General features: G+C 40.7%; 20 protein-coding genes and 1 other annotated feature. All 20 genes read left to right on the forward strand.

Annotated features, from left to right (window positions below):
• Positions 1-36 precede the first annotated feature (36 nt).
• Positions 37-393 carry a septum site-determining protein MinC gene (gene minC / locus cpu_RS00945; RefSeq protein WP_234970158.1) on the forward strand — a complete coding sequence of 119 codons (357 nt, stop codon included), beginning with the start codon at positions 37-39 and terminating at the stop codon, positions 391-393.
• Positions 394-406: 13 nt separating this feature from the next.
• Entirely contained in the window at positions 407-1,201 is a 795-nt protein-coding gene (minD, locus tag cpu_RS00950; protein ID WP_075858119.1) for a septum site-determining protein MinD, read from the forward strand.
• Between the two features lie 17 nt (positions 1,202-1,218).
• Positions 1,219-1,500, forward strand: coding sequence for a cell division topological specificity factor MinE (gene minE, locus cpu_RS00955; RefSeq protein WP_075858120.1), 282 nt, complete (start codon positions 1,219-1,221; stop codon positions 1,498-1,500).
• Positions 1,501-1,885: 385 nt separating this feature from the next.
• Positions 1,886-2,092: a hypothetical protein gene (locus cpu_RS00965; protein ID WP_143299289.1), complete on the forward strand. Its 207-nt coding sequence runs from the start codon at positions 1,886-1,888 to the stop codon at positions 2,090-2,092.
• A 46-nt stretch (positions 2,093-2,138) separates the two neighbouring features.
• Positions 2,139-2,351 carry a hypothetical protein gene (locus cpu_RS00970; RefSeq protein WP_075858123.1) on the forward strand — a complete coding sequence of 71 codons (213 nt, stop codon included), beginning with the start codon at positions 2,139-2,141 and terminating at the stop codon, positions 2,349-2,351.
• An 18-nt stretch (positions 2,352-2,369) separates the two neighbouring features.
• Complete coding sequence (locus cpu_RS00975; protein WP_143299290.1) at positions 2,370-2,570, forward strand: hypothetical protein; 201 nt, start codon at positions 2,370-2,372, stop codon at positions 2,568-2,570.
• 9 nt (positions 2,571-2,579) lie between these two features.
• Positions 2,580-2,750: a hypothetical protein gene (locus cpu_RS13570; RefSeq protein ID WP_159433957.1), complete on the forward strand. Its 171-nt coding sequence runs from the start codon at positions 2,580-2,582 to the stop codon at positions 2,748-2,750.
• A 16-nt stretch (positions 2,751-2,766) separates the two neighbouring features.
• Positions 2,767-3,645, forward strand: a complete 879-nt coding sequence (locus cpu_RS00980) for a cytochrome c3 family protein (protein ID WP_075858125.1) — start codon at positions 2,767-2,769, stop codon at positions 3,643-3,645.
• On the forward strand, positions 3,635-4,327 hold the full coding sequence (locus cpu_RS00985) for a formate dehydrogenase subunit gamma (protein ID WP_075858126.1): 693 nt from the start codon (positions 3,635-3,637) through the stop codon (positions 4,325-4,327). The genes cpu_RS00980 and cpu_RS00985 overlap by 11 nt, the downstream gene beginning before the upstream one ends.
• A gap of 135 nt (positions 4,328-4,462) precedes the next feature.
• On the forward strand, positions 4,463-5,083 hold the full coding sequence (locus cpu_RS00990; protein ID WP_075858127.1) for a NapC/NirT family cytochrome c: 621 nt from the start codon (positions 4,463-4,465) through the stop codon (positions 5,081-5,083).
• A gap of 82 nt (positions 5,084-5,165) precedes the next feature.
• The gene (gene rodA, locus cpu_RS00995) at positions 5,166-6,305 is read left to right on the forward strand and encodes a rod shape-determining protein RodA (protein ID WP_075858128.1); all 1,140 of its coding nucleotides are present in this window, start codon (positions 5,166-5,168) and stop codon (positions 6,303-6,305) included.
• 112 nt (positions 6,306-6,417) lie between these two features.
• The gene (locus tag cpu_RS01000; protein WP_075858129.1) at positions 6,418-7,353 is read left to right on the forward strand and encodes an MBL fold metallo-hydrolase; all 936 of its coding nucleotides are present in this window, start codon (positions 6,418-6,420) and stop codon (positions 7,351-7,353) included.
• A 62-nt stretch (positions 7,354-7,415) separates the two neighbouring features.
• Positions 7,416-8,069 (forward strand): murein hydrolase activator EnvC family protein, encoded by a 654-nt coding sequence (locus tag cpu_RS01005; RefSeq protein WP_075858130.1) that lies wholly within the window; start codon positions 7,416-7,418, stop codon positions 8,067-8,069.
• A complete protein-coding gene (locus cpu_RS01010; RefSeq protein ID WP_075858131.1) occupies positions 8,070-8,921 on the forward strand; it encodes a site-2 protease family protein in 852 nt (283 codons plus the stop codon).
• A 65-nt stretch (positions 8,922-8,986) separates the two neighbouring features.
• The gene (locus cpu_RS01015; RefSeq protein ID WP_075858132.1) at positions 8,987-10,849 is read left to right on the forward strand and encodes a TIGR03960 family B12-binding radical SAM protein; all 1,863 of its coding nucleotides are present in this window, start codon (positions 8,987-8,989) and stop codon (positions 10,847-10,849) included.
• Positions 10,833-11,444: a TIGR03936 family radical SAM-associated protein gene (locus cpu_RS01020; RefSeq protein ID WP_075858133.1), complete on the forward strand. Its 612-nt coding sequence runs from the start codon at positions 10,833-10,835 to the stop codon at positions 11,442-11,444. Before cpu_RS01015 ends, cpu_RS01020 begins: the two co-directional genes overlap by 17 nt.
• Positions 11,445-11,455: 11 nt before the next feature.
• A complete protein-coding gene (locus cpu_RS01025; RefSeq protein ID WP_075858134.1) occupies positions 11,456-12,622 on the forward strand; it encodes an Rne/Rng family ribonuclease in 1,167 nt (388 codons plus the stop codon).
• A 38-nt stretch (positions 12,623-12,660) separates the two neighbouring features.
• Positions 12,661-12,714 (forward strand) — a sequence feature (ribosomal protein L21 leader region).
• A gap of 17 nt (positions 12,715-12,731) precedes the next feature.
• Positions 12,732-13,043, forward strand: a complete 312-nt coding sequence (gene rplU, locus cpu_RS01030; RefSeq protein ID WP_075858135.1) for a 50S ribosomal protein L21 — start codon at positions 12,732-12,734, stop codon at positions 13,041-13,043.
• A gap of 21 nt (positions 13,044-13,064) precedes the next feature.
• Positions 13,065-13,364, forward strand: coding sequence for a 50S ribosomal protein L27 (rpmA, locus tag cpu_RS01035; RefSeq protein WP_075858136.1), 300 nt, complete (start codon positions 13,065-13,067; stop codon positions 13,362-13,364).
• A 28-nt stretch (positions 13,365-13,392) separates the two neighbouring features.
• Positions 13,393-13,812 carry a Spo0B domain-containing protein gene (locus cpu_RS01040; RefSeq protein ID WP_075858137.1) on the forward strand — a complete coding sequence of 140 codons (420 nt, stop codon included), beginning with the start codon at positions 13,393-13,395 and terminating at the stop codon, positions 13,810-13,812.
• Positions 13,813-13,823 lie beyond the last annotated feature (11 nt).

Below are 13,823 nucleotides of genomic sequence, written 5' to 3' on the forward strand. Positions count from 1 at the left end.
AAAAGGTGCTTATTTATGGTACAGGGTGAGTTTTTTTTGGAAAATACTTTACTGATAGATAAAACCTTGCGTTCTGGTCAAAAGGTAAATTATTCCGGTAACGTGGTAATTTTAGGGGATGTCAACCCAGGAGCGGAAGTGGTGGCTACAGGAAGTATTATTGTGCTGGGGACGGTAAGGGGTATAGTGCACGCTGGTGCCGAAGGATTTAAAAAAGCGGTGGTGTTGGCCTTTCGCTTGTTACCTACCCAGCTTCGAATTGCGGATCATATTACCCGGCCACCGGATGATGAATTAGTTGGAGATACCTTTAGTCCGGAAATTGCCTTAATTAAAGATGATATGGTGGTTATAGAAAGCTACGAGGGGAATCTTGGAAAGCTTTTAAAATAAAAGGAGGAAGAACATGGGGGAAGCAATAGTTATTACCTCAGGCAAGGGTGGCGTCGGGAAAACGACGACTACCGCCAATTTAGGAACTGCCCTGGCGCTGGCAGGACAAAAAGTTGTTCTGGTTGATACCGATATCGGGCTTCGTAATCTTGATGTGGTTTTAGGATTAGAAAACCGTATAGTCTATGACTTGGTAGATGTAGTCCAGGGGAATTGCCGGTTAAAACAAGCGCTTATTAAAGATAAACGTTTAGAAGGACTGTATCTTTTACCTGCTGCCCAAACCAAAGATAAAACAGCGGTAAGTCCGGAGCAAATGCGGAATCTGGTCAGTGAACTAAAAAAAGAGTTTGATTACGTGTTAATTGACTGCCCGGCAGGCATTGAGCAGGGCTTTAAAAATGCTATAGCTGGTGCGGACCGGGGAATTGTGGTGACTACGCCGGAAGTATCGGCAGTACGAGATGCCGACCGGATAATTGGCCTTTTAGAAGCGGAAGGGATTAAAAACCCCCGGCTTATTATTAACCGTATTCGTCCCAAAATGGTTAGAACCGGCGATATGATGGGAATTGAAGATATAATTGAAATTTTGGCTATTGACCTTTTAGGAGTTATTCCCGATGATGAAACCATTATAGTAACTACTAATAAAGGAGAGCCGGCGGTCTATGACCAGCACTCCCGGGCGGGACAGGCTTACAGGAACATTGCTCGCCGAATTATGGGCGAAGAAGTTCCACTTATGAACTTAGAAGAAGAAGGGCTTTTAGATAAAGTTAAAAAGTTTTTTGGTATTAACCGCTAGGGGGAGGGGGGACGGCCGTGCTGGAGTTTTTAATGAAACTTTTTGGTAAAGAGCAACAAAATAGCAAAACTATGGCTAAAGAACGCTTGAGACTGGTTTTGGTGCAAGATAGGACCAATGTTTCCCCGGAGCTATTACAAAATTTAAAAGAGGATTTAATAGCAGTAATCACAAAATACATGGAGATAGACGAAAAAGCTCTCGAAGTAAATATTGATACTCATGAAGAACAGGTGGCGCTAATTGCCAATATTCCAATTAAAAACGTAAAAAGAAAGGTAAATGCACATGCTAATTAAAACAAATGTATTTCAAAAGAGAAGTAGCATAACTAAGAAAAATGAAAAAAATTACCTGAAAATGGGTTGCACGAAAAAATTTGCTGTTTTACAAACTAGAAAGTATTATGGTAAGTTTTATTTAGAAAATAAATGGAAAATAGGAATTTTTAAGAAGGCTTCTACATATTTTATAGTAGGAAAAGTTAATAAAAGGAAAAGTCCCGAGACTTAATAAGTCCAGAGGCCAGCAGAAAAAATGCTGGCTTTTTTTGCCAGCATTTTGTTTTAGCGGTTAAACTTAAAACTATTAGAGCTGACCAAATTTTTTTTTCAAAAACTTTGTGCTATTATGAACAAACCGTAGGTTTTGTACCGTAGTACAAAACGGGGAGGGGGGATGAAGGTGTATGCTTTTAGATGTAATTGCGGAAAAATTGTCTGCCAGGTAGAAGGTAACGTGATAATTATAAAGTGCCGGCATTGTAAACAGTATGTTTATCTTTATTATGACGGCACGCAGATTAAAAAAGTTTTACCGGGTAGACAGTTTGCCGCCAATGGAATACCACCTTCCAGTCCGGAGGCTTTTAGCCCAGAGGCCAGCGTGTAAACGCTGGCCTTTTGCTTTATCTGGGAAAAGAAAGGAGGGAGGGTCAATGTTAATCGCAATCTTAGGTTTATTAATTTTAATTGCTAGCTTGGTATTTTGTGAATGTGGAATGTGGTACTTCATTTTTTGTAAAGAATGTAAACCCTGTACTCCAGGATATATCGCCCTATCTCTAATCACCGGATTTTTTGCCTTTATTGCATTGGTTGCGGTACTTTATTTTGTAATTTATCCGCCAAATGTTATCTCAATGTTTTAAAAAAGTGGGGTGAGGACGATGATGGCGTTGTTGTTCGTGATTATCTTAATTGCAATTGGAGTGTTTTCTTTTGCCCTAAGCTGCTATATTTGCTTTTTTAAATTAAAAGCTAATTTAACTTCGTTTTATCGTTGCCTTATGACGTTAGCCCTAGGGCTATTGCTTTTTGCCCTACTTTTTACGGCGGTGATGTTTTTAATATGGCCACCGGTAGTCTAAGGAGGCGGGATGATGGAAGAGCGAGGAGTCAATATATCCGAACCGGAAGCAATACGCTGTAAGTGTAAAAAAATTGTGGCACAAAAGGGAAAAGATGAAATTATCATAAAGTGTCGCTTTTGTAAACGAAAAGTGGTTATTTCAACCAGGGAAATAATAAAAATAGAGTATGCCGATTAAAGGGGGAGGGGCCTTTGTGAAAAGAAAAAAAATATGGTTATTTTTACTTCTAGCTCTTTTGCTGGTAACTCTACCCACCGTAGCCCTGGCCGCTAAAGTAGAAGAAAATTTAAAAAATAACGAATGGTGTTTTAAATGTCACGGGGCTATTGGTTTAAAAATGGTGTGGGATGGGGCTACAATTTCGCTGTATATTGATCCAGAAAAATACCGGGCGTCGATGCACGGAACGAATAAGTGTCAAACCTGTCATCCGGGAGTTAATACCTATCCCCATCCACCAGTTCCCAGCAGGGAGAAGTTTTTAACGGAAGTAAATAAAAATTGTCGTTACTGCCATGATTATGTGGTAAAAACTTTTGCCGGTTCAGTCCACGATCGGGATAATGTTTACTGTTTTTCCTGCCATACTTCCCACACTATTTTTAAAAGTACGGACTCACGGGCTTCAACCTACCGGAACAATATAGTCAGTACCTGTGCCCAGTGTCATCAAGGCCAGGTCTTAAAAAGTTATGAGGAGAGTTTCCATGGTAAAGCTGTGGCCTTAGGAAGTAAAACGGCGGCAAGCTGTACTGATTGCCATGGCACTCACAATATTTTTTCTAAGAGCGATTTACGTTCCTTAACCAATCCTGCCAATTTACCTTCAACCTGTGCCCGCTGCCATGTATTCCCCAGAAAAAACTTTGCTAATGGTGCCGAACATTTTGTGAAAAAACCTTCCGGCAATGGCAAGGTGGTTTATTATACGGAGAAGTTTTTTGTCTGGCTAACCATTTCCGTTGTGGTGTTAACTTTAACTCACATTGAAATGGAATTGTACCGGCGTTCTAAGAAAATAAAAGCCCAGAAGACACTGGGCGTGACTGGGGGAAGGAGTTATGAGCGGTAAGGCTTACGAGCGTTTTAATATTCATCACCGGATTCAACACATTATGATGTTTGTAAGTTTCTTCATCTGTACTTTTACTGGAATTGCCATTAAATACGACCAAAGTAGTTATGCCCGGGGTTTTACCAGGCTCTTAGGAGGATTTGAAAATCTTTTAGCTCTTCACCTGGTAGGGGCGGCAATCATGCTTATTGGCAGTTGTTTGTACCATCTTGTCTACCTTCTGGTATATGCTTTAGTTACCCGTAAGCTTTCTTTTGAAGCCCTACCCACTTTAAAAGATTTCCAAGATCTTTACCAGAATCTCAAATATTTCTTAGGCCTATCACCGGAAAAGCCGAAGTTTACCCGTTTTTCCTACAAAGAAAAATTTGACTACTGGGCAGTATTTTGGGGGATTTTTATAATTGGCGGATCCGGGTTAATGATGTGGTTTCCGGATGTTGCTGCAAAATTTTTCCCCCGCTATATAATTGATGCTGCCCGGGCGGCTCACAGTGATGAAGCTATTTTAGCCATTGTTGTAATCTTTACCTGGCACTTTTTCAACGTTCATTTTAACCCCGATTTCTTTCCGGGAAGTTTGGTCTGGTTTCATGGAAAATTAACGGAAGAACAAATGGAAGAAGAACATCCCATGGAGCTTAAAAAGCTTCTGAAAGTTAAAGGACGGGAGGGGTAAGAGTGGCCGGTGGTAAATTTAAAAACAGCCTATTCTTAATTTTTCTGGAAATGGTGTTTTACTTTGGTGTTTTGCTCTGGTTTTTAAATTACTATTTACCACTGGGATTAGAGTAGAAAAAAGGGGGGACCCATATTGCTTGACAAAAAGTTCTGGGGAATTATTACTATCCTCCTGCTGGCAATTGCTTTTAGCTTCCTTTGCTACAGCTATGTTCAGCTGACCTATGAAAGAAAAATTAGTAACCCCCAGTTTTGTGTTAGCTGCCACGAAATGAAATACGCCTATATGAGCTGGAAAAAAACCAGCCACAGTACGGTAGCTTGTCAAAATTGCCATACTAACATTGATTTATTTAAAATGGTTTATCGCCACCGATTAATTCAGCCTAAGGGTCAGGTAATTAAAAAAGTAGTGGTTTATGATCAGAATTGCGAAAAATGTCATTTGCGTAACCGCCAAATAACTCCACCCTGGGATTTAAAAGATCCCCATTCGATTCATTTGCAAAAAGGGCTGTATTGCGTAGATTGCCATTATAATGTAGCCCACGGTAAAACTAATTTTCTGGCAAAGAGCGAATGGACGACTTATTATAGCGATGGGATTTTAAATAAGATTGATACCCTAACTTCTAACCAAAACCAAGTGGAAAAAAATACTTGTCTTAAATGTCACAACGGCAAAATGGCACCCAATAACTGTGAGGCTTGCCATCTTAAAAACAGTTCCAAAATTAAAATAGCTACTCGATAAAAACGGCTTTTGAGCCGTTTCTTTTTTTGCGGGAGAAAGTTTGATATAATTAACTGGAAGAAAAATATTGGAGTGAAGGTCAATGCAATTTCGCCGGATCCTAAAAGAACTTGATTGGGGAGTACTGGCCAATGTTTTTTTAATTATTATTATAGGGCTTGTCCTAATTGCCAGCGCCACACGGGTAACTTCTTCCGAAGGTACCGATATTTTAGGGCTAGCTAAAAACCAGCTGTTGTGGGTATTTACAGGCCTTCTTTTAATGTTTGGCATTATGTATATTCCTTATGATGATTTTCCGCGCTATGCCAAATTCCTTTATATATTTAACCTTATTATGCTCGGGGCGGTACTGTTTGCCGGTCGGGAAGCTTTAGGGGCCCAGCGCTGGATAAAAATAGGGCCTTTTTCCTTACAACCGTCGGAGTTTGCCAAAGATATCATTACTATTACTTTAGCAAATTATCTAAGTACCCGCCAGGGACAAATAGAAAAAATTGGTGATTTTATCCGGGTGTTTATCCATATCGGAATTCCAATGATCTTAATTTTAAAACAACCGGATTTGGGTACTTCACTGGTTTTTTTAGCCATAACTTTTGCAGAGCTTTATGTTGCAGGCGCAAACCGCAAACTTTTATTTAGCCTTTTTGGCGGAGGTTTTGCTCTTGCGGTTGGATGGATTGCCCTTCATCTTTACTTTCCCCAAATCTGGATTCCTTTAAAAGATTATCAGTTAAATCGGCTAATTATCTTTTTAGACCCCTGGAAGGATGTCCAGGGAGCAGGATATCACGTAATTCAATCCCAAATTGCCATTGGCTCCGGAGGATTTTGGGGAAAAGGTCTTTTTCAGGGCAGTCAAAATCAGCTAAACTTTTTGCCAGAACAGCATACTGACTTTATCTTTTCGGTTTTAGGGGAAGAACTGGGTTTTATTGGGGCATCAGTACTGTTGGTATTGTTTTTGACACTTTTTTGGCAGCTTATTCGCATTGGGCAGCAGGCAAAAGACGTGTTGGGAATCTTACTAGTTGCCGGAGTAGTGGCCAAACTAGCTTTTCATATGTTTATTAATATCGGGATGACCAGTGGAATTATGCCAGTTACCGGCATCCCCCTTCCTTTTGTAAGCTATGGGGGTAGTGCTATGTGGTCCAATTTAATTTCCATAGGTATAGTTTTAAATGTTTATTTGCGCCGAAAAAAATTAACTTTTTAGTTAAATTAAAGGAAGTGTTTAAAAATTCAAAAAATAATCTTAACACCCTTTGGGGCATTCGCTATAATAAAAAAGGACATAACTTTTGAGGGGAAACTTTAGGGGGGGTAAAATGGCGGTTATTTATAAGGTAGGGGAAAAAATCTGGCAGGTAGATTTATTTGAACAGGGAGTGGCCGGTCGAACCTCTTCTTTTATTGTCGCTGGCAAAGCTAAGGTGGCACTGGTGGAAACTGGGCCGACACCTTCGGTAAAGCATATTTTAGAAGCTTTAGAAATTTTAGAAATTCCCCGGGAAAAAATTTCTTATGTTTTTGTCACCCATATTCATTTAGACCATGCCGGAGGAGCTGGGAACCTGCTGACTTATTTACCCCAGGCGGTTTTAGCGGTGCATCCCCGGGGAGCGCGGCACATGATTAACCCTGAAAAGCTGGAGGCAGCAGCCCGGGGAATATACGGCGAGCGGTTTGAACCGTTTTTTGAGAAAATTGTTCCAGTTCCTTCCGACCGGGTTCTGGAAACTACCGATGGCCAGGAGTTTGATTTGGGAGATCGAAATATTTTAGTTCTCCACACTTTAGGGCATGCCCGCCACCACCAGGTAATGATCGACAGCCTTACCGGGGGGATGTTTTCAGGGGATGCAGCGGGGGTTTTAAACAGTATTATATACCGACGCCAAAACAAAACTTTTATTTATCCTTCAACCCCTGCCAGTGAATTTGAACCGGAAAAGATGATTTTAGAGTTAAGAAGATTTTTAACTTTGGGACTTACAAAAATTTACTATACCCATTTTGGGGTGGTAGAGGAGCCGGAGAAAGTTTTAAACTATTTAATTTATGAAGTGGAAGCGTACGAAAAGTTAGGGCGGGAAGTATTAGCCCAAAAACTTGGCATAGAAGCAGTTTATGAAGCGCTTAAATACCGGGTTTACCTGGAAGCGGCGAAAAAGGGGATTAAACTTAATGAGGAAATTAAAGAAAGTTTTGAGCTGGACTTAGAACTTAATGCCGGCGGAATTTATCATTATTTAACAAAATAAGGTTATGAAAATTTCTCCCTCTTCATAAGATGTAGTAAAAAACTTATGGGGAGGGATTTTTTATGGTGGATAAGGACAACCTTAAACTTTACGGCGACTGGAGCAAACCCTACATAAGAAAAGGAAGTATAAGAAAACCTCCAGGTAAAAGAGGAGGGTCAAGGCTTTTCTTTAAATTTTTTGTGGCCGTGGTTATTGTTGTTGGCTTTACCTTTTGGGTGGTAAAGGACATGCCTGGAGCATGGCAATTAAAAGAAGCGGTAAAATATGTTTTAACCACTGAAACCGAGGTTCAACCGGTATTTGATCGGGTTTTAGAGATTGGTATGGGGCAAGAAGAAAATAGGGTGGAGGCGACCGGTTTAGAGATACCGGTGAACGGAAAAGTAGTAAGGGGCTTTGGCCTTGATAGTGAAGGGTTTTTCCACGGGGGAATTGATATTGCCGGAGAGGCAAATAAACCGGTGAAGGCAGCGGCTCAAGGGGTAGTGGTGAAAGCGGGATATAAAAAAGGTTATGATAATTATCTGGTAATTTCCTGGGGTGAGCGGGAAGTTTTATATGCTAATTTAAGTGAAATCTGGGTAAAAGTTGGAGATAAGGTGGAAAAAGGTCAGGAAGTAGGGCGCACCGGAAACAGCGGGGTTTTACATTTAGAGCTTCATGATAAAGGGTTAGCCGTAGATCCGGCCCCGGTTTTTAAGGTAAATAGTTAAATGAAACTTAAGATCCACCCGCTGTTCTGGGTCTTTTTACTTCTGTATCTTGCCCTGGGGGCGTTTTTTAAAATTGGCTTAATTTTGTTTACCCTTCTTGTCCATGAAGGGTTTCATCTGTTAGTTTATCAAAAACTTTTTCGCAAACCTGTCCGTTTAACCCTATTACCCTTTGGAGGGGTAATTGAAACCACTAATCCTGTAGAATTTTTCCCGGGAAAGGAGTTTATGGTAGCTCTTGCTGGGCCCCTGGCTAACGTTTTTTTAATTTTTTTCCTGCTAGGGCTTATTAATAAAGGATATTATGACCCGGCAGTAACTTTTTTGCTGGATTTTAATTTCTTAATGGCTGCTTTTAACTTACTGCCGGTTTTGCCCTTAGATGGGGGGCGAATGCTAAGGTCTGGATTGACCAAAATCACTTCCTTAAAAAGGGCAACTAAGATTGTAACAGGCCTATCTTTGGCCACTTCAATTTTAGTGGTGGCGGCGGGCTGCTATGGATTTATGTACGGTATTACCGGTATTGATATAGTTATCCTGGGGGGATTTTTAATTATCCTGGCAGTTCGGGAAAGAACCAAAAGTAGTTTTTACTTTTTGCAAAATTTAACGGCTAAAGAAAAAATTTTAAACGAGCAAAAGGTTTTAAATTCAAGGGTACTAACCGTCAGCCAAAGTACCCCGTTAAAAGAAGTAGTGGAAAGGTTTTGGCCTGCTCACTATCAATATATTGTAGTTATAGGGGGAAAGCAGGAGCGACTGGGGGTATTAAGTGAGCGGGAGATTATGGAGGGCATTGTTAACTACGGTCTATTAAAACCAGTGGGGGAACTTTTATCTAAAAGTTAAGCCAAGTTTTTGGCTTATTTTTTTTAGAGAAAAAATTGTGGTAAAATAGCGTTGAGGTGAAAAAGGTGAATTTGGATAAACTTTTAGCTAAAGTGCAAAAACCAGCAAGATATTTAGGAAATGAGCTAAATGCCGTAAAAAAGACCTGGGATGAAAATAAGGTAAAAATTGCTTTTTGTTTTCCGGACCTTTATGAAGTGGGAATGTCCCATTTGGGACTTAGAATTTTATATGAGACGGTAAACCGTCGGGACGATGCTCTTTTAGAACGGGTATTTGCACCGGCAGAAGATATGGAAATACTTTTACGGGAAAAAGAGCTTTTGCTTTTTTCCCTGGAAAATAAAAAACCCCTTCCTGAGTTTGATTTAATAGGTTTTACTTTACAATATGAATTAAGTTATTCAAACCTTTTAAATATGTTAGAATTAGGAGGTCTTGAACTTTTTGCAGAAAAAAGAAAAGAAGGACCCCTTATCATGGCGGGGGGACCAGGAGCTTTTAATCCAGAACCCCTGGTAGATTTTATCGATTTTTTTGTTTTGGGCGAAGGGGAAGAAGTATTGGACGAAATAATTGATGTAGTAAAAACAGCGAAAAAAGCAGGGCTAACGAGAGACGATACCCTTTTTCGGTTAGCCCAAATTCCTGGAATTTATGTGCCAAAATTTTACCGGGTGAGGTATGATGAAGCGGGTAGGTTAGTGGAATTTTCTCCTTTAAGGGAAGGATTGCCTTTAGAAATTACCAAAAGAATTTCTACCGGGTTTTTACAAGGAAGATCCCTTCCAGCCCCTCTGGTGCCGTATCTTGATATTGTTCACGATCGGGTTATGGTAGAGGTTATGCGGGGTTGTAGCCGGGGATGTCGTTTTTGCCAGGCGGGAATGATTTACCGACCGGTGCGAGAAAAAAACCCGGAGCTGGTGCTAGAGGAAGCAAAAAAGCTAATGGAAAAAACCGGTTACGAAGAAATATCACTGGCATCCCTAAGTTCTGGAGATTACCCTTTTATCAGGGAAGTTGCGAAAAAGCTTTTAGATCAGTATCAGCAATTAGGAGTAAATGTCAGTTTACCTTCCCTTAGAATTGACTCTTTTGCCGTGGATTTAGCTTCTGAGCTTTCCCGGGTAAGAAAAGCAACTTTAACTTTTGCTCCAGAAGCCGGAACCCAGCGAATGCGGGATATTATTAATAAAGGTGTAACCGAAGAAGATCTTTTAAAAACCGTGACGGCTGCCTTTAAAGCAGGCTGGCAGGCAGTGAAACTTTACTTTATGATTGGTCTCCCCGAGGAAACCGATGAAGATGTTGCAGGGATAATTCAGCTGGCCCAAAAAGTTGCTGATATTGGAGTTAAAGAAGGGGTTCCCCGGGGGCGGCTAAAAATCACGGTATCGGTTTCCAACTTTGTACCCAAACCCCACACTCCCTTTCAATGGCTGGGGATAATCTCAGCGGAGGAAATCAAACGACGGCAAGGAATTTTGGCCCATCTTGCAAAGAAAGACCGGCGCCTTAACTTAAAAATGCACGATTATAAGACAAGCCTGGTTGAGGCTGCTTTATCCCGGGCAGATCGAAGAATTGGGCGAGTACTTTACCGGGCGCATAAGTTAGGAGCAAAATTTGATGGCTGGCAGGAGTATTTTAATTTTGAGCTTTGGCAAGAAGCTTTTTGGGAAGAAGGTTTCGATCTTGAGAGCTATGCTCAAAGAAGCTTTAATCTGAATGAGCGACTGCCCTGGGAGCCCTTTGCTGGTGGGATAAGTCAAAGGTATCTAAAAAAAGAATATCAAAAAGCAATGGCAGGCAAGACGACCTATGATTGTCGAGAAGGACGGTGTACCGGGTGTGGGGTATGCCCAGCTTTGGCAATTACTCCGGTATTGACAGGAGGGCGACGGGTTAATGAAATATTTGCTTAAATATTCCCGGGGGGCAGAACTTAAATATATCTCCCATTTGGACACTATTAGGGTTTTTGAGAGAGCCTTTCGCCGGGCAGGAATGCCCGTTGCCTTTTCCGAAGGCTTTAACCCTCATCCCAAATTTTCCATAGCACTTCCCTTAGCCTTGGGCCATGAAAGTTTTGGGGAATTAATGGAATTAACCTTAAACCAAAATTTAGCGCCGGTTGAGGTAAAACAACGCTTAAATGAGGTTCTGCCCAAAGGGTTAGAGGTTTTAGAGGTTAAGGAATACCATGATAATAAAAGCCTTATGTCCAGAGTAAATAAAGTGGTTTACCGGATTAAGACTAATCTTCTTAAAGAAAAGCTTTTAGAGAAAAAAAATAGGCTTTTACGGGAAAGTCCCCAAATTTTAAAAAAAACCAAGCGGGGAGAAAAAAGGATTGATTTCTGGCAGGCGGTGGATTCGTTAGAGGTAGTGGAAGATAGTATTAGGGTGGTAATAAGAGTAGGAGAAAACTCATTACGACCGGAAGAGGTAGCCAGAGCCTTATTGGGAGAAGACCTTGATAATATTAATTTTATTCGGGAAGAGATTATTCTTAGTTAAAGGGAGCAGCGATGAATAAAACTTTAGTATTTCACCGACAACCGGAATATGACCTGGCGGCCGTAATGGTAGATGGCAGCCCCTTTTCTCTCTTTGCCAAAAAGAGAAATGAAGAAACTCAGATTAACGATATTTACCTGGGAAAAGTAGAAAAAGTGGTACCGGGTTTACAGGCAGCTTTTGTGAATTTAGGCCTTGCTCGTAATGGCTATTTACCATTGGAAGAGATTAACGTTAAACCCGGCGATGTGGTAATGGTCAGGGTGGTAAAAAATCCCACAGAAAGCAAAGGAGCAAAGCTGTCTACGGTGATTTCGTTACCGGGAAGAAATCTTGTTTATTTTCCTCAAAAAGAGCTAAAAGGGGTTTCTAGGAAACTTCAAGAAGAAAAGAGGGAATACTACCAAAAAATCTTGGAAGGTTTAAATCTTCCCGGAGGTTTTATTGTGCGAACTTTAGCCGGAGATGAGGGGGATTTAGTCCTGGAGGCCAAGCGGCTTTATGAGGAGTGGCAGGGTATTTTGGAACGAAGTCGTTTTGCCAAAGCTCCAGCTTTGTTGTACAAAGAGGACGACCTTTTTACCTGGTGCTTAAGGGAACTTCTAGATAATGAGTTTACTGCCCTGTATGTGGATGATTTTGAACTCTTAGAGATTGGACAGAAATTTAGAGAGCGGTTTCGGGTTTTACTTCCACCGGTCTATAAGAGCTTTAATGTCATGGAAGAGTTTCGTCTTGCCCAAACGCTGGTTAAACTCACGCGGGAACGGGTGTGGCTTAAAAGTGGAGGCATGCTAGTAATAGAAAAAACCGAGGCACTAACCGCTATTGATGTAAATTCAGGGAAGTTTATCGGAAAAAAAGATTTAAAAGAGACTGCCTTTAAAATAAATTTAGAAGCTGCCCGGGAAATTGCCCGTCAGGTAAGGCTTAGAAATATCGGGGGAATTATTGTAGTAGATTTTATCTCCCTTTTGGAGGAAGAGCGGTGGGAAGAAATCTTAAAGGTCCTGGAAGAAGAATTTTTACGGGATAAAGCTAAAGTGAAAATTACGGGAAAAACCCCTTCGGGTTTAGTGGAAATTGCCCGCCAGAAAATAGGGCTTTCCATTGGAGAACTTTTTACAAAAGAGTGTATTGCCTGCCAGGGAACCGGAAGAATTACAGATATTACTTGACAAAAAAGAAAAAATTAAGATAAAATTTTAGGGTAAGCCGCACAAAAAAGGCTTTTAAAAGGTAGTTACCTTGCCTTTTTTGGCGAGTCTAAAATAGGAGGTTTTTGGAATGTACGCAATTATCCAAACGGGCGGTAAACAGTACAAAGTTGCCGAAGGGGACAAACTTTACATTGAAAAATTAAAGGCAGAGCCAGGCAGCATTGTAACCATTAATGAAGTCCTGGCAGTGGTAAAAGATGGTAGCATTAAAGCCGGGAATCCCTTTGTAGAAGGGGCAAAAGTAAGTTTAAAAGTGGTACGCCACGGGAAAGGCCGGAAAATCATTGTCTTTAAGTACAAGCCCAAGAAAAATTACCGGAGAAAATACGGCCACCGGCAACCCTTTACCGAAGTTATTGTGGAAAAAATTGAGGCATAATAAGGCCGGGAGGTGAGTTAAATGGCACATAAAAAAGGTGTTGGTAGTTCAAAAAACGGTCGCGATTCTAAAGCAAAACGCCTAGGTGTTAAAAGATATGCCGGGCAGTTTGTTACCGCCGGGAGTATTTTAGTACGGCAAAGGGGAACCAAGTTTCATCCTGGCAACAACGTAGGTATTGGCGGTGACGACACTTTATTTGCCAAGATTGACGGCTACGTTGTTTTTGAGCGTAAAGGAAGAAACAAAAAGCAAGTGAGCGTTTATCCCCAAAATGTTGCAATTAAACCAGCCGCAAAGGGCTGGTTTAATTTTTATTGAGAAAAATTTTTACGAGTGAGATGATAAAATGGAAAGAGAAGTAAAAATTATCCGCCGGGAGCGGCACGATTTTTTAAACCACCTGCAAATTCTTAAGGGTTTCTTTCAGCTGGGTAAATACGATAAAGTGCTGGAGTATATTGACCGAATTAGCCATGATATCCGTAAACGCCAGGAATATTTTCGTCTATTTGACCCAAAAACAGCATTAATTCTTACTGATCTTTATTATTTGCTGGATAGTGTGGAAGCTACCCTGACCATTTCTATTGCTAAAAGGGTACAATATAATAAAGACTTGGGGCAAAAAGTGGAGCGCTTTGTTTTAGAAAACTGGGACCTTTTAAACACTTCCGGTGCCAAAAAAGAGGTAAAAATAATAATAGATGATTTTTCGAAAATTGAGCTTTTAATTGGTGATAACCTTTTAATCCAGGGAGCATTATAGGGAGGTTACAA

Origin of the sequence: Carboxydothermus pertinax (genome assembly GCF_001950255.1) — a bacterium.
GTDB lineage: Bacteria > Bacillota > Z-2901 > Carboxydothermales > Carboxydothermaceae > Carboxydothermus > Carboxydothermus pertinax.